This is a genomic window from Halochromatium salexigens, from assembly GCF_016653295.1.
Classification (GTDB): Bacteria; Pseudomonadota; Gammaproteobacteria; order Chromatiales; family Chromatiaceae; genus Lamprobacter; species Lamprobacter salexigens.
Genome location: NZ_NHSF01000023.1, coordinates 20,851 through 35,418, shown reverse-complemented (window position 1 = coordinate 35,418; position 14,568 = coordinate 20,851). Strand labels below are relative to the sequence as shown.

16 protein-coding genes are annotated in these 14,568 nt (G+C 61.4%); 13 read left to right on the top strand and 3 right to left on the bottom strand.

Features of this window, described 5'->3' with window-relative positions; all coding sequences use genetic code 11:
* Nucleotides 1–942, top strand: a 942-nt coding sequence (locus CCR82_RS04470) for a TRCF domain-containing protein (RefSeq protein ID WP_276570532.1), incomplete at its 5' end; no start/stop codon positions are given.
* 83 nt (nt 943–1,025) lie between these two features.
* On the opposite strand, the gene CCR82_RS04465 is transcribed toward CCR82_RS04470, so the two are convergent.
* A complete protein-coding gene (locus tag CCR82_RS04465; RefSeq protein WP_201244210.1) occupies nt 1,026–1,973 on the bottom strand; it encodes a patatin-like phospholipase family protein in 948 nt (315 codons plus the stop codon).
* Between the two features lie 242 nt (nt 1,974–2,215).
* On the opposite strand from CCR82_RS04465, the gene CCR82_RS04460 reads away from it, so the two are divergent.
* Nucleotides 2,216–2,593, top strand: coding sequence for a flagellar protein FlaG (locus tag CCR82_RS04460; RefSeq protein ID WP_201244209.1), 378 nt, complete (start codon nt 2,216–2,218; stop codon nt 2,591–2,593).
* 53 nt (nt 2,594–2,646) lie between these two features.
* Here the strand turns inward: CCR82_RS04460 and fliE are convergent, their stop codons facing one another.
* On the bottom strand, nt 2,647–2,937 hold the full coding sequence (gene fliE / locus CCR82_RS04455; protein ID WP_201244208.1) for a flagellar hook-basal body complex protein FliE: 291 nt from the start codon (nt 2,935–2,937) through the stop codon (nt 2,647–2,649).
* 353 nt (nt 2,938–3,290) lie between these two features.
* On the opposite strand from fliE, the gene fliF reads away from it, so the two are divergent.
* From fliF to fliJ, 5 genes are read left to right on the top strand one after another with little or no spacing between them, the layout of a single operon-like run.
* Nucleotides 3,291–5,015, top strand: a complete 1,725-nt coding sequence (gene fliF, locus CCR82_RS04450) for a flagellar basal-body MS-ring/collar protein FliF (protein WP_201244207.1) — start codon at nt 3,291–3,293, stop codon at nt 5,013–5,015.
* Nucleotides 5,012–6,040: a flagellar motor switch protein FliG gene (gene fliG / locus CCR82_RS04445; RefSeq protein ID WP_242513248.1), complete on the top strand. Its 1,029-nt coding sequence runs from the start codon at nt 5,012–5,014 to the stop codon at nt 6,038–6,040. The genes fliF and fliG overlap by 4 nt, the downstream gene beginning before the upstream one ends.
* On the top strand, nt 6,033–6,956 hold the full coding sequence (locus CCR82_RS04440; RefSeq protein WP_201244206.1) for a flagellar assembly protein FliH: 924 nt from the start codon (nt 6,033–6,035) through the stop codon (nt 6,954–6,956). The genes fliG and CCR82_RS04440 overlap by 8 nt, the downstream gene beginning before the upstream one ends.
* Nucleotides 6,953–8,356, top strand: a complete 1,404-nt coding sequence (fliI, locus tag CCR82_RS04435; RefSeq protein WP_201244205.1) for a flagellar protein export ATPase FliI — start codon at nt 6,953–6,955, stop codon at nt 8,354–8,356. Before CCR82_RS04440 ends, fliI begins: the two co-directional genes overlap by 4 nt.
* Before the next feature lie 12 nt (nt 8,357–8,368).
* Nucleotides 8,369–8,827 (top strand): flagellar export protein FliJ, encoded by a 459-nt coding sequence (gene fliJ, locus CCR82_RS04430; protein WP_207190919.1) that lies wholly within the window; start codon nt 8,369–8,371, stop codon nt 8,825–8,827.
* 417 nt (nt 8,828–9,244) lie between these two features.
* Here fliJ and CCR82_RS04425 read toward each other — a convergent pair whose 3' ends face one another.
* The gene (locus CCR82_RS04425; protein ID WP_201244203.1) at nt 9,245–10,147 is read right to left on the bottom strand and encodes a hypothetical protein; all 903 of its coding nucleotides are present in this window, start codon (nt 10,145–10,147) and stop codon (nt 9,245–9,247) included.
* A 336-nt stretch (nt 10,148–10,483) separates the two neighbouring features.
* On the opposite strand from CCR82_RS04425, the gene CCR82_RS04420 reads away from it, so the two are divergent.
* The 6 genes from CCR82_RS04420 to fliP all read left to right on the top strand — a co-directional run bounded on the left by CCR82_RS04420 (nt 10,484) and on the right by fliP (nt 14,561).
* A complete protein-coding gene (locus CCR82_RS04420) occupies nt 10,484–11,023 on the top strand; it encodes a flagellar hook-length control protein FliK (protein WP_201244202.1) in 540 nt (179 codons plus the stop codon).
* Between the two features lie 128 nt (nt 11,024–11,151).
* On the top strand, nt 11,152–11,628 hold the full coding sequence (fliL, locus tag CCR82_RS04415) for a flagellar basal body-associated protein FliL (protein ID WP_201244201.1): 477 nt from the start codon (nt 11,152–11,154) through the stop codon (nt 11,626–11,628).
* Nucleotides 11,629–11,646: 18 nt separating this feature from the next.
* Nucleotides 11,647–12,720, top strand: coding sequence for a flagellar motor switch protein FliM (fliM, locus tag CCR82_RS04410; RefSeq protein ID WP_201244200.1), 1,074 nt, complete (start codon nt 11,647–11,649; stop codon nt 12,718–12,720).
* Nucleotides 12,713–13,399 carry a flagellar motor switch protein FliN gene (gene fliN, locus CCR82_RS19470; RefSeq protein WP_476702786.1) on the top strand — a complete coding sequence of 229 codons (687 nt, stop codon included), beginning with the start codon at nt 12,713–12,715 and terminating at the stop codon, nt 13,397–13,399. Before fliM ends, fliN begins: the two co-directional genes overlap by 8 nt.
* Nucleotides 13,396–13,812: a flagellar biosynthetic protein FliO gene (fliO, locus tag CCR82_RS04400; RefSeq protein ID WP_201244199.1), complete on the top strand. Its 417-nt coding sequence runs from the start codon at nt 13,396–13,398 to the stop codon at nt 13,810–13,812. The genes fliN and fliO overlap by 4 nt, the downstream gene beginning before the upstream one ends.
* Nucleotides 13,809–14,561, top strand: coding sequence for a flagellar type III secretion system pore protein FliP (fliP, locus tag CCR82_RS04395; RefSeq protein ID WP_201244198.1), 753 nt, complete (start codon nt 13,809–13,811; stop codon nt 14,559–14,561). Before fliO ends, fliP begins: the two co-directional genes overlap by 4 nt.
* The last annotated feature ends 7 nt before the right edge of the window (nt 14,562–14,568 follow it).

The following is a 14,568-nucleotide window of genomic DNA, read 5'->3' as shown; positions in this document are numbered from 1 at the left end:
GTGCCCGAGGCGCGGGTCGAGGTCGCCCACGGACAGATGCGCGAGAAGGAGCTGGAGCGGGTCATGCGCGACTTCTACCATCGCCGCTTCAATCTACTGGTCTGCACCACCATCGTCGAGTCTGGCATCGACGTGCCGAGCGCCAACACCATCGTCATCCACCGTGCCGACAAGCTCGGCTTAGCACAGTTGCATCAGCTGCGCGGACGAGTTGGGCGCTCGCATCATCGCGCCTACGCCTATCTGATCACACCGCCGCCGAAGTCGATGACCGCCGATGCCAAGAAGCGGCTCGAGGCGATCGAGTCCCTGGAAGACCTCGGCGCCGGCTTCACGCTCGCCACCCATGACCTGGAGATCCGCGGCGCCGGTGAACTCTTAGGCGAGGAGCAATCCGGCCAGATCCACGAGATCGGCTTCACGCTCTACATGGACCTGCTCGAGCGTGCGGTCGAGGCGCTCAAATCCGGCAAGACGCCCGAACTGGACCGCCCGCTCGATCACGGCGCGGAGATCGATCTTGGCCTCCCCGCCCTGCTCCCGGACGACTACCTGCCCGATGTCCACACCCGGCTGGTCACCTACAAGCGTATCGCCAGCGCCGCCGACTGTGCCGAGCTTAAAGACCTGCAAGTCGAGATGATCGATCGCTTCGGCCTGCTGCCGGAGCCGACCAAGACCCTGTTCGCCGTCACCGAGCTGAAGCTCAAGGTCCAGCCCTACGGCATCAAGAAGATCGAGGCCGGCCCCAAGGGCGGGCGCATCGTCTTCGGCGAGCAGCCGAATATCGATCACATGAAGCTGATCCAACTGGTGCAATCGCGGCCCAAGGACTTCAAGCTCGATCAGGCCGAAGGGGCTCTGCGGTTCAGCATGGACATGACTGATCCGGCGAAGCGGGTGGATCAGGTCAGTACGGTGGTGACGCGCTTGACGGGGTAACGGGTGATCTCATCTGAATAGCGGTAGAAGTCATCGGTACACGCGGCAAGTCGCTCCAGTAACCATGGGGTAATGGCCCGCGGCTACTCGATGGCGGCGCGAAAGGCCCCGCCCGGAAAGCGGCCCGCCATCTCGCGCTCGGCAATCCGATAGCCAACATCAATCAGCTCTCGCGCGCGATGGAATTCATGCGCTTCGCAGGCATCGCGCGGCACCTCGAGCAGCACATCGGGCGCATAGGCGGCGAGCTTCATCGCCGCGATCGCGTTCTGCATGGTCTCGAACGATCGGCTCATCAGCTCGAAGATGCCGAGTTCATCGGCTTCCTCTTCATCCGAACCCAGGTTGTTACCGATGCTATCCAAGAAGTTGAGGATGCGACCGCGAAGGTCTTCGCGGTCCTCGCTATTCTCGCGATTTTCGCGGCGCTCCATCCGCGACGTCGGCACCGGCGTCTTTGCCTTACCATCATCCTGCGGATCACCATTGAGGTTCACGGCGATGGTCAGATCCGTGAGATCGCGAAAGGTCGGCGCGATCGGCACCGGATTCAACAAGCCTCCGTCGACCAAGGTTAGCCCCAGATAGCAATGCGGCGTAAACAGCGTCGGTACCGCGATCGAACCGCGGATAGCATCGAACAACGACCCCTTGGTGATCCAAATTTCGCGCTGGCGCTCGATATCGGTCGCGACTGCGGTGTAGGCAATCGGCAGCTGTTCGATATTGTGCTCGCCCACCATCTGGCGCAATCGATCCATGATCCGATCGCCCTTGATCAACCCAGCCGGGTGGAAGGCCAAATCCAGAAAGCGCAGCACATCGGTGCGCCGCAGTGCGCAGACCCAATCACGATAGCTGTCCAGCTTGCCAGCGGCGTAGATGCCGCCCACCAATGCACCCATCGAGCAGCCTGAGATGGACTCGATCCGATAGCCCTGCGCTTGCAGCCACTGGATGATGCCGATGTGCGCCAAGCCGCGCGCACCGCCGCTGCCGAGAACCAGAGAGACGCGTTGTCCCGATGCCATGGCAAGATTCCTCATCACTAAGGTCGTCGAGCAGGTCTCCGCCCGGATCTGTTGAAGAGACACGATCGAAGACGCCCTCTTGTAGGTTGAGGTGCATCCCGTCAGAGTATCAGCTAAAGTTTCGTTGTCGTTGGCCGATAACACCCGCAGGGATCGGCCACTCGCCTCTCACTGTCACCAATCCCCGCAGAGCTATCGAGCCGAGCAACGATCAACCATCTTGATAATGGAGCTAGACCATCATGTCGTCCTCGATCGCCGACATCAGCCAAACCGCACCGAACGCCGCCCCTGTTAATCAGCTCAATCCGCGCGAACGCGTGGAAGCGTTGCTGGAGGTATTGCCCACCGCGGGCTCTGCTCTCGCACAAGCCGAGAGCAACCAGGCCCCAGGTCGCAGCGAACTCGAAGAGCCGCTGCAGCGAGTGAACGAGGTTATGAATGATTACGGCGTGCAGTTCGAACTCAGCGACCCAGGCGAACGCCTGATCACACGCGTTGTTGATCAAGAATCCGGTGATTTGATCCGCCAAATCCCGCCAGAGGAGGTCTTGCGTCTAGCGGAGCGCATCGATGAAATACAGGCCGCACGGGGCGGACTGCTCAGTCTCGAGGCGTAGGTGTCTCGAGGCGTAGGTCTGAGTCTGAACCATCAGGGGCAAGTCCTCAGCACTCACACCTGCATATTCATCACGTCACGATAGGCGGTGACCAGCCGATTACGCACTTGGAGACCAAACTGGAAGGCCACGCTGGCCTTTTGCTTGTCGATCATCAGCTCATTGAGCGTAATCTCCGGGTCACCGGCCTGAAACGCCATGCCTTTTTCCTTCGAGTTCATCTGTAAGTCGTTGATGCGCTCGATGGACGCGCGCAACTCGCCGGCGAAGCCGCCGGCAGCGACCGGGCCTGTCGGATTCGTCGCACCGGTACCGGCGGCCGCCTGGGTGGCAAGCTGACGCATTGCAACAAGGGCCGGTTCTAGGCTGGGTGGACTGCTCATCAGTTCCTCCGGGATGGGGGCTACGGCAGCGCAGCCGATAAATCGGCCAGGGGCGCGTCTCGAACAGCCCCCTAGCTTCCGGCGGCTGAGACTAGCAGCGTCGTGCTTCCGGGGATGGCTCTAATTACCCGGGTAAAGTGGTCTTATTTCCTCCTTTGCCCAAACCGCTTCAGTTCGATAGTGTATCGCCTTATACTTCTCGGCAGAACGGACGGCCAACCCGAACGAACGGATGCCTCCTCCCCCTTATGATCTGCATACTCCCAACCTACGATGCCTCGGATGGCGTTTAACCCCTCCCGTGGGAGGCGCACGTGAGTAACGGGGACGATACCAGCACAAGCGCCCAAAGCCCGCTGCAACGGCTGCAAACGCTGGTGCGCGGCAACCAGGCCGTTGCCCTGCTCATCGCTGGCGCCGCCTTGGTGGCCCTGGTGACAGCGCTGCTGTTGTGGGCGCGCGCGCCCGACTATCGGGTGCTGTTCAGCAACCTCAGCGAGGCCGACGGCGGGCGCATCATCAGTGAACTCGATGCCCGCGCCGTTCCCTATCGGTTCAGCCAAGGCGGCCAGGCGCTCCTGGTCCCCGGCGACCAAGTCCACAGCCTGCGCATGCAGCTGGCCGAGCAAGGCCTGCCGCAGGGGGGCAATGTCGGCTTCGAGCTGATGGAAGACCAACCATTCGGCATCAGTCAGTTTGCCGAACAGGTCAACTATCAGCGCGGGCTCGAAGGGGAACTCTCGCGCTCGATCGAATCACTCTCGCCCGTGGAGCGCGCCCGCGTCCACATCGCCATGGCGCAACCCTCGGTGTTCGTGCGCGAAAGTGAGCCAGCCAAGGCCTCGGTGGTGCTTACCCTCCAGGGCGGGCGCCGTCTGAACGAGGGCCAGATCAACGCCATCCGGCATTTCGTCGCCAGCAGCGTGCCGGAACTGGCCATCGAAGAGGTGACCCTTGTCGATCACCGCGGGCGCATGCTCTCGCAGAACCCCGATCCGGACAAGATGGACGTCACTCAGCTCGAGTACCGAGGTGAAGTGGAAAACGCCTATCAGCGCCGTATCGAGACCATCCTGGAGCCGCTCTTCGGCACTGGCCGGGTGCGCGCGCAGGTCGCGGCGCAAATCGATTTCTCCCATCGTGAGGAAACTTCCGAACGTTATGCACCGAATCAACCGCCTAATGAGGCATCGGTCCGCAGTCGTCAATCCAACGTCAGTTATACTGGAGATGATGATCTGGTCGGCGGCATTCCGGGCGCGCTCAGCAATACGCCACCCGGGGTTGCGCCCTCGCCGATCGACCTGCCAGAGCCGGACGAGGATGCGGAGCCAGATCCAGATCCCGAGGCGGATGCGGATGCGGATGAAGCCAATGGCGCGGACGCGGCCTTCGCCAGCACTAAGAGCCTGCAGCGTGACGATGTTGTCAACTACGAGGTCGATCGCAGTGTGGCCCATGTACGCCAACAGCGCGGCAGGTTACAACGTCTCTCGGCAGCGGTGGTGGTCGACCATCGCAGGGAACTTGACGAGAATGGCGAGTGGCAAACAGTGGCGCCGAGCGAGGAGGAGCTTGCGCAGGTGGAACGCCTAGCCCGAGAGGCCATGGGATTCTCGGCGGAACGCGGCGATAGTATCGCGGTCGTCAGTAGTCCCTTCAGTCGACAGGATCAGGGCCCCGCGCCAGAGTGGTGGCAAGATCCCGAGACGATCCAACTCGCAGTCATGTTGGGTGAGCCGCTGTTATGGATATTCGGACTGCTGCTGGTCTATCTCCTCCTGCTGCGTCCCTTTATCAAGCATTACACGCGCCCCCCGCAGGCGCCGGTAGCTAGCGAAGCCGGGGTGGATGCAAAGGTCGGTGATGAGGATGAAGGCGAAGACACGGATGAGGACGAAGAAGATGCCGAGATCTACGAGAAGCCGCGCAAAAACAAGGCTTTGGGCTATCAGCAAAAGCTCGCTGAACTGCGTGAAATGGCGCAGCGCGATCCGCAGATCATCGCCCTGATCGTGCGCAACTGGTTGCAAACATGAGCCCCGCCGAGACCGAGCCCCAACAGATTGATCCTCTCGAAGGCATGAGCGGCGCGCAGCGCAGCGCGATCCTGATGCTCGCGCTGCATGACGACGACGCCGCCGAGGTCTTCAAACACCTCTCGCAACAAGAGGTGCAGGAAGTCAGCACCGCGATGACCCAGCTCAGCCAGGTCTCTCACGCGCAGATGAACGCGGTGCTGGAGGCCTTCATCAGCGAACAGGATGAATACATTGCGCTGAAGAACTCCAACGAGTACATCCGCTCGGTACTGGGCAAGGCACTCGGCGAGGAACGCGCGGCCAGCCTGCTCGAGGACATCTTCGAGCACAAGAGCGGTTCCGGTATCGACACTCTGAATCTGATGGAGGCATCGATGGTCTCGGAACTCATCCGAGACGAGCATCCACAGATCATCGCCACGGTGCTCGTCCATCTGGAGCGCCGACAAGCAGCAGCGGTGCTGGAACAGTTCGACGACAAGCTCCGTAATGATGTGGTCCTGCGTATCGCCACCTTCAGCGGCGTGCAGCCCACGGCCCTGCAGGAACTCACCGAGGTGCTCACTGGAATGCTTGACGGACAGACGCTGAAACGCAGCAAGATGGGTGGTGTCCGCACGGCGGCGGAGATTCTCAACATCATGAACACCACTCAGGAAGAGGCGGCAATCGAGACGGTGCGCGCGCACAGCGAGGATCTGGCGCAGAAGATCATCGACGAGATGTTCCTGTTCGAGAATCTTATCGAGCTCGACGACCGCAGCATCCAGCTTCTACTCAAGGAGATCGACACCGACAGCCTGGTGGTGGCACTGAAGGGCGCGCCCGAGGACCTGGTCGAGGCCTTCCTACGCAATATGTCCACCCGCGCGGCGGACATGGTGCGCGAGGACATGGAGGCACGCGGACCAATGCGCGTCTCGCAGGTCGAGGCCGAGCAGAAGGCCATCCTGCAGGTCGCACGGCGCCTAGCGGAGAGTGGCGAGATCATCATCGGCGGCGGCGACGACACCTATGTCTGAGGCCGACGCCAAGATCAGACCGGAGCACGAGAAACCCTGGCGCCGTTGGCAGATGGACGAATTGGCACCATCGCGGCGGAATACGTCTGCCAAAGGCCAGCCAACGCGGCAAGGGCCTGACCAGAGCACCGGCAAGGAAGCAGGCCCGGCGAAGGCCACGCTGGACAAGCAAGCCCCTAATCACACGGCGGCCAAAACGCCTGCTCAGGCGCCCAAACAACCGCAAAAACCCGCGCAGAGCAAACCCGACCCCGCAAAGCAACGCCGCGAGGCGGCGCAGCAAAAAGCAGCACTCGAAGCCGAGCGCAAAAAGGCACGCGAAGCCGGTTATCAAGAAGGCTACCGCGAAGGCCTTGAAACCGGGCGGGCCGAAGGCTATGCCAAAGGACTAGCGCAAGGCCGCGAGGAAGCAGAACAGGAACTTCAGCAACAGCTGCAGGAGACGCTCGACCCGGTGCGCAATCTCGCCACACAGTTTAGCGAAGCTCTCGCCCAGCTCGACGATGATGTGGCTCGACATCTGGTCGAGCTGGCGCTGGCCACTGGTCGTCAGTTAGCGGGCGCCGCGCTGGAGGCACACCCAGCGCAAGTCGCGGAGCTGGTGCGGGGGCTATTGCACAGCGAGCCGGCCATGCATGGGCGGCCGCGGCTGTGGCTCCACCCCAAGGATCATGAGCTGGTGAGCCAAGCGCTAGGCCAAGAGCTGAAGGCTGCCGGCTGGGCATTGCAGCCAGACGACCAGGTCAGCCGCGGCGGCTGTCGCGTGACCAGCGCCAACGGCGAGCTGGATGCAACCTGGGAATCGCGCTGGGAGTCGGTACACCAGCAAGTGCGCGGACGTTTATCGTCGAGCGAGAGGGCCGCAGGGGCACGCGAATTGAAGGCGGCCGCAGAGGCGACATCCAACAACACATGAACGCCCTCGCCGCCAACCGCCATCCAAATCCCAATCCGCATACCAAGCGCTGGGGAGAGTCGCTGGCGCGGGTGCGTGCTCGCATCGAGGTGGCTCAGCCTTGGCGCGCCAGCGGGCGGGTGATGCGCGCAACCGGGCTCATCATTGAAACCGTTGGACTCCAGGTGCCGCTCGGCGGCGGTTGCCTCATCGAGCTCCCCCCACCCGCAGGTGACGGCGAACCGCACTTCGCCGAAGCCGAGGTGGTGGGCTTCTCGGACGAGAAGCTCTTCCTCATGCCACTAGCGGGCATCACCGGCCTCCAGCCGGGCGCGCGCGTCTTTGCGCTCGGCGAGGGGACGCGCGGCAGCGCGCGACGGTTTCCGCTCGGCGAATCGCTACTGGGGCGGGTGGTGGACGGCAATGGCGAGCCGCTCGATGGTCTTGACGCGCTGGATGAGGCACCTCACGGACATCTCGCGGCAACACCACTGAACCCACTCGCGCGCGCCCCTATCGAAGAGCAGATCGATGTGGGTATCCGTGCCATCAACGCCCTGCTCAGTGTTGGTATTGGTCAACGCATGGGACTCTTTGCCGGCTCGGGCGTGGGTAAATCGGTCCTGCTTGGTATGATGGCTCGCTACACCCGCGCGGATGTGATCGTGGTGGCGCTGATCGGTGAACGCGGTCGCGAGGTGCAGGACTTTATCGATAATATCCTTGGCAAGGAGGGGCTGCGGCGCGCGGTCGTCGTAGCGGCTCCGGCCGATACCTCGCCGCTGCAGCGGTTGCAAGGAGCCTCCTACGCCACGCGACTCGCCGAGTGGTTTCGCGACCAAGGCCGCGCGGTGCTGTTGATCATGGACTCGCTGACCCGTTTTGCCATGGCGCAGCGCGAGATTGCACTCGCGGTGGGCGAACCGCCCGCCACCAAGGGCTATCCGCCGTCGGTCTTTGCCAAGATGCCAAATCTGGTCGAGCGCGCCGGCAATGCCGCCCGCGGCGGCGGATCGATCACCGCCTTCTACACGGTACTCACCGAGGGCGACGACCAGCAGGACCCAATCGCCGACGCCGCGCGCGCCATCCTAGACGGGCACATCGTGCTCTCGCGCGCGCTTGCCGATGCGGGCCATTATCCAGCCATCGATATCGAAGGCTCGATCAGCCGCGCGATGACGGCGATTGTCGATGAGCGCCAGCAACGCCACGCGCAGCGCTTCAAGCAATTATTCTCGCGTTATCAGCGCAATCGTGATCTCATCAGCGTTGGCGCTTATAGTCCAGGCCACGATCCAGGCCTCGATGAGGCGGTCCAGCGGTATCCGCAGCTCGAGGACTTTTTACAACAGGGCATCGAACAATCAGCCAGCATCGCGGAGGCACGGAAAGCGCTTGCGGCTGTCGTAGGACAGTAGCGGAGGATATTGATGACGGCGTCTACACCACTCGATACACTGACCGAACTCGCCCGCGAAGCGCGCGACCAGGCGGGACAGATTCTTGCCAACGAGCGCAACAATGAGCGCGCGGTGGCGCAGCAGCTCGAATCTCTGGGCAATTATCGCCAGGAATATGCGCAGCGGCTACAGCAGGCCATGTGCCAGGGGATCGATCCTGCTACCATGCGTAACTATCAGCAGTTTCTAAGCGCGCTGGACGACGCTTTGGAACGCGCGCGCCAGGCACTCACCGCCCAGCAACAACGAGTCACGAACACGCAGAAACAGTGGCAGAATAAGCAGTGTAAACTCTCCTCCTATGAGACGCTGACTGCACGTCGCGTCTTACAGGAGCAGCTCGCCGCAGCCCGCCAAGAGCAACGGCTTAGCGACGAGTTTGTCACCAATCGCGAAGTTCGGCGCCGGCTGCAACATCAGGATGCCTGAATCGCGCATCCCGCATGAGGACGATTTCTGATGGATATCCAGCTTCTATTGGCTTCTACCAGCAACTCAACATCGGCCGGAAGGCCTGCTGACGCGAGGGGGCAATCCCAGCCCCAGCCCAGCAGCTTCGCGCAGTACCTAGCACACGCTGGGCAGAATGGGCAGAACCCCAATATAGCCGCTCAACCTGAGCGCTGGACAGCATCGGCCGTAACACCCAAGGGCCATGGAACCTCGGGCCCGGGACTCAGGACGAACGACCATATCACTCCGTCGCTTCGCGGTGAGTCGACCGCAGCGGGGAACCCTGGCCCGCACCATCCCCTACCGATCGACTTGAGTCAGTTGCTCTCCTCCAGCGAGCTAACAGCCCTATTCGCCGAGCAGTCCTCATTTGTTGATCAGACTGAGTCACGCTCAGTGGACAGCCTTGCTGTCTCGCTTGCGGGGATGACTGAAGAGCTTTCCCAAAACGATTATCAGGCGCTGATTGCCGAGTTGACCGCAACGCTTTCCGCCGAAGATCGGGATGCCGCGCTCGCCCAGCTCAGCGAGCAATTGCCTGCCGAGCAACGCCAGGTGCTTCTCGAACAGCTCACTCAGGCGCTTCCTGAGAATGAACGCGCCGCTTTGCTTGCACAGATGAGCGAGCAATTGCCCGCTGAGCAGCGCCAGGCCCTCTTCGAGCAACTCACTCAAAGACTCTCTGAGAACGAGCGCGCCGCCGTGCTTGCCCCGATCAGCGAGCAATTGCCCGCCGAGCAGCGCCAGGCCCTCTTCGAGCAACTCACTCAAAGACTCTCTGAGAACGAGCGCGCCGCCGTGCTTGCCCCGATCAGCGAGCAATTGCCCGCTGAGCAGCGCCAGGCCCTCTTCGAGCAACTCACTCAAAGACTCTCTGAGAACGAGCGCGCCGCCGTGCTTGCCCAGCTCAGCGAGCAATTGCCTGCCGAGCAGCGCCAGGTGCTTCTCGAACAGCTCACTCAAAGACTCTCTGAGAACGAGCGCGCCGCCGTGCTTGCCCAGCTCAGCGAGCAATTGCCCGCTGAGCAGCGCCAGGCCCTCTTCGAGCAGCTCACTCAGAGACTCTCTGAGAACGAGCGCGCCGCCGTGCTTGCCCCGATCAGCGAGCAATTGCCCGCCGAGCAGCGCCAGGCCCTCTTCGAGCAGCTCACTCAGAGACTCTCTGAGAACGAGCGCGCCGCCGTGCTTGCCCCGATCAGCGAGCAATTGCCCGCCGAGCAGCGCCAGGCCCTCTTCGAGCAACTCACTCAGAGACTCTCTGAGAACGAGCGCGCCGTCCTGCTCGCCCAGCCCCAAGTGAACGAGCGGATGACACCTCAAGCACCTGAGCCCTTACTGGCCACAAGTGCTGCTGCCCTAGCCGCTCAGCCAGAGGTCGAGCGACTCGCACGCGAGACCCGCCCGGAACCGCTCAATCCGCGTGATCTGAATCTGCGTGATCGCCTCCGAACAGACGGCCGTCCTGGCTCGCTCTCGGAAAACAGCGCTCAACGTGGAGCCCTGCCAACCGAGACTTTGCGTGTCGCAACGGATACGACTGCCACAGCCAGCGCAAACCGCGAGCCGGTCCCTATCAATCTACGCGAACTCTTGCAATCCAACTCAGCTGGCCGTGATGCAAACGAGGCGCGCTTGGGCACGGCCCGGGCCGATGGACTGAACGTGAACCCGAGCCCGTTGGGCAGCAACAGCAGCGCGGCGAACGCCGCCACCAATAACGCCACGCCAGCAGCGCCAGGGATGAGCGCGCCACTCAACAGCCCCGCTTGGCCTCAGCAGCTCGGGCAACAGCTCATCCTGCTCAGCCAACGGGGTGGCGAGCAGCGGGTGGAGCTACGTCTTAACCCGCCAGAGCTGGGGCCGTTGACGGTCGCGCTGAAGGTGAGTGATCAAGGCACACAGATCCAATTCCTCTCCGCCAATGCACTCGTGCGTGGTGCGGTCGAACAAGCCCTACCACAACTGCGCGAGGCGCTCGCCGAACAAGGACTGAGCCTTGGTGAGACTTCGGTGGGAGAGCAGCGCCAAGAGTCGGAGCAGGGATTCGCGGACACCGACGGACGCCGCTCGGCGGCAGGCGAGGATCTGGTCAGTCTTGATGAGAGACCACTGACGGAGCAACCGGCCACGACCGAGATCAGATTGGATGGCCGGGTGGATCTCTACGCCTAGCCCATGATTAGGCCGCCCCCCTTACAATGAGATAGGCGCTTTATCGGCGCCTATTCCCATTATTCTGTCCCTTGTTCGACCGGCATACTACCGGCAGCAACCAATCCCATTCAGAGGTTGACAAAAGCGTGGCGAATTCAAAAGGAGGCTCGAAAAATCTGCTCTGGCTGATGGTCGGGCTAGTCGTGTTGTCCGTTGGTGTCGCGGGCGTGGCAGTCTATCTCGCTTGGCAGTCCAGCAATAATGCACCTGCCGAAGGGGAAAAGGCCGCCACGCCACGGCGCTCACCGATTTTTGTCGAGGTCGAGCCCTTTACGATCAATATGACGAATTCACGGGGTACGAGCCGCTTGCTCTACATCGGCATGACCTTCAAGGTCAGTGATAAAGAGACTCGCGATATCCTGAAAGACCACCTGCCTCAGGTCCGTAGTCGTCTGCTGATGCGGATCTCCGATGAGCCAGTCGACGAACTCACCGATACAGAAGGCAAGAAACAGCTCGCCGATAAACTGATTGTCGCGCTGCAAGACCCCCCCCTGACGGAACAGCAACCCGAGCTTAACATCGAGGAAGTGCTGTTTACCGAATTCATCGTGCAATAGGGTGCGCCCAAGCGTCTCATGGCCCAAGACGACCTCCTATCGCAAGAAGAGATCGATGCCCTACTCAAGGGCGTCAGCGGCGAGGATGAAGGCGCCAGCGGCAGTCAAGCCGGCGGTTCGGGTACGCGTGTACGCCCCTATGATCCAGCGACACAGCATCGCGTCGTCCGCGAACGTTTGCATGCGCTCGATATCATCAACGAGCGTTTCGCACGTTACTTTCGCATGGCGATCTTCAACTTTCTGCGGCGCAGCGCCGATATCACCGTGGATACGGTTCGTTACCTCAGCTATAGCGAGTTTTCACGGAATGTGCCGGTACCCACCAATATCAATATCATCTCCATGAAACCCCTCAAGGGCTCGGCGCTGATCGTCTTTCCGCCGAATCTGGTCTTCATGGTCGTGGACAATCTATTCGGGGGCGACGGTCGCTTCCTCACGCGCTCGGAAGGGCGTGAATTCACCAATACCGAACAGCGCATCATCCAGCGCATGCTACAACTCGCGATTGATGCCTACAGTGAATCATGGCGCTCGATCTACCCGTTGGAGATCAGCTATGTGCGCAGCGAGATGCAGTCGAAGTTCGCCAACATCACCAATTCACCCAATGAGATTGTCGTCAATACATCGTTCAATATCGATGTAGGCCACCTCTCCAGCAGCTTCCAGATCTGCATCCCTTTCGCCATGATTGAGCCGCTGCGCGATCTGCTCAGCAACCCGCTCAAGGATGGCGACCAAGACCCGGACAATCTCTGGGGACGCCGCATGGCTGGCGAACTGCGTCAGTCACAGATCGAGCTAGTGGCGGATCTGACCTCGATCCCCTCACGTATCAATCAGGTGCTCTCCTTGAAGATCGGCGATATTCTGCCGATGGAACTGCCCGATACGGTCTTGACCAGTGTTGATGGCATTCCGGTGATGGAATGCGAGTATGGCAGCCAGAACCAACACCGGGCCTTACGGGTGGTGCGCATGATCGATCATGCCAAACAGCATGAACCGCTCGAAGCCGAAGACGCCTTTCTCAAAAAGCCTAGCAGGTCACAGCAACAGCGGCCTAAAGAAGCCAACCATGACTGATCAAGACAAACCCGATCAGAACGTCGACGATGACGATACCGACGCGACCCAACCCGACCTAGACAAAGAGGCGGACGGGGCGGCCGAAGCAGTGGAATCGGACGCCGAAAACGGTTCCGATGTCGCGCCTGAGAAGGGCGAAAGCGATGAAGATCTCGACCTCTGGGCCGCCGCCATGGCCGAGCAAGAGTCTCACGAGGCCGCGGAGACCGAACAGAACGGCAACGGCGCGCATTCTGAAAGCGAAGAGGACGATCTTTGGGCCGCGGCCATGGCCGAACAGCAGCAAACGGAACCCGAGGAAACACAAACGCCAGCTAAACAGCAGGCAGCAACAACGGCTGCCGACCCCAACGCCGAGGTAGCCGGCGAACGCCTGTTCCGTCCGTTCGAGGAATCCAACCAAAGAGGTGAGACGCGCGATCTGGCGATGATCCTGGACATCCCAGTGCGGCTCTCGGTCGAGCTGGGCCGGACCAAGGTCACGATCAAACAGTTGTTGGAAATGGCCCAAGGGTCGGTGGTCGAACTCGACGGTTTGGCCGGAGAGCCCATGGATATCCTGATCAATGGCTACCTGATCGCACAGGGTGAGGTGGTGGTCGTGGAAGACAAGTACGGCATCCGCATCACCGAGATCGTTACGCCCTCGGAACGCGTACAGAAACTGAATCGATGAACGACACCGCCGCCGGCGACGCCGAGGCCGTCGTCGCCGGCGGCGAGGCCTTGATCGGCCTGGCAACGCTCGGCAAACTCACAGTCGCCTTATTGCTGATCGTGCTGATCATCTTGGCAGCGGCATTCCTGATCAGGCGCCTGCGCCTTGGCTCCATGCACACAGCGGCTATCAAGGTCGTCGGCAGCTTAGCGGTCGGCCCCAAGGAACGGGTCGTCATTGTCGAGGTGGCCTCAACCTGGTTAGTCTTGGGTGTCGGCAGCGGCCAGGTCAACCGGCTGCATAAGCTCCCTGCCCCGCCGCCGTCCTCTCAGGCGGACTCGACACCGCCGGCTAGCCCCGATTTCGATCCTGGCGACTCGTTCGCGACGCGCTTTGCAAAGGCGCTGAAACACAACGCCGGATTGCGATGAAGGCGCTATTGCTGCTCGCGCTGCTGCTGGTGCCGACCTTCCTATTGCCGGAGGTGGCGCTGGCGCAACAGATCGAGATCCCGGGGATCTCAAGCGCGCCCTTGGAGGACGGCGGACAACAGTGGTCGTTGTCGCTGCAGACACTGCTGGTGCTCAGCTCGCTGGCATTCCTGCCAGCCGTGCTGCTGATGATGACCAGTTTCACCCGGATCATCATCGTGCTCAGTCTGCTGCGCACGGCCATGGGCACGCAGTCCACGCCGCCCAACCAGGTCCTGCTCGGTTTGGCCTTGTTTCTGACCTTCTTCATCATGGCGCCGGTGTTGGATCAGGTCTACGAGGACGCCTGGGTGCCGCTGAGCGCCGAGGAGATCAATTTTGACGAATTCCTGGAACGCGCCCAGGATCCGTTTCGGGAATTCATGCTCGCGCAGACCCGCGAGCCCGATCTGGCCATGTTCGCGCGTTTGGCCGATGTCGGCCCGATGCAGGGGCCAGAAGAGGTACCGCTGCGTATCCTGGTACCGGCGTTCGTGACCAGCGAGCTGAAAACAGCGTTCCAGATCGGGTTTACGATCTTTATCCCGTTTCTCATCATCGACCTCGTGGTCGCCAGCACCCTCATGGCGCTGGGTATGATGATGGTGCCACCCATCATCATCTCCCTGCCGTTCAAGCTGATGCTGTTCGTGCTTGTGGACGGCTGGCAGCTGATCATCGGCTCGCTGGCGGAGAGTTTTTACATTTAACCGAGAG

Bases quoted from the DNA above. Each gene is read 5' to 3' on its own strand.
- fliN (WP_476702786.1), top strand. From the start codon at position 12,713: ATGACTGATCAAGACAAACCCGATCAGAACGTCGACGATGACGATACC.
- CCR82_RS04465 (WP_201244210.1), bottom strand. From the start codon at position 1,973: ATGGCATCGGGACAACGCGTCTCTCTGGTTCTCGGCAGCGGCGGTGCG.
- fliE (WP_201244208.1), bottom strand. From the start codon at position 2,937: ATGCGTCAGCTTGCCACCCAGGCGGCCGCCGGTACCGGTGCGACGAAT.
- fliJ (WP_207190919.1), top strand. From the start codon at position 8,369: ATGACGGCGTCTACACCACTCGATACACTGACCGAACTCGCCCGCGAA.
- fliO (WP_201244199.1), top strand. From the start codon at position 13,396: ATGAACGACACCGCCGCCGGCGACGCCGAGGCCGTCGTCGCCGGCGGC.
- fliM (WP_201244200.1), top strand. From the start codon at position 11,647: ATGGCCCAAGACGACCTCCTATCGCAAGAAGAGATCGATGCCCTACTC.
- fliI (WP_201244205.1), top strand. From the start codon at position 6,953: ATGAACGCCCTCGCCGCCAACCGCCATCCAAATCCCAATCCGCATACC.
- fliG (WP_242513248.1), top strand. From the start codon at position 5,012: ATGAGCCCCGCCGAGACCGAGCCCCAACAGATTGATCCTCTCGAAGGC.
- CCR82_RS04460 (WP_201244209.1), top strand. From the start codon at position 2,216: ATGTCGTCCTCGATCGCCGACATCAGCCAAACCGCACCGAACGCCGCC.
- fliP (WP_201244198.1), top strand. From the start codon at position 13,809: ATGAAGGCGCTATTGCTGCTCGCGCTGCTGCTGGTGCCGACCTTCCTA.
- CCR82_RS04440 (WP_201244206.1), top strand. From the start codon at position 6,033: ATGTCTGAGGCCGACGCCAAGATCAGACCGGAGCACGAGAAACCCTGG.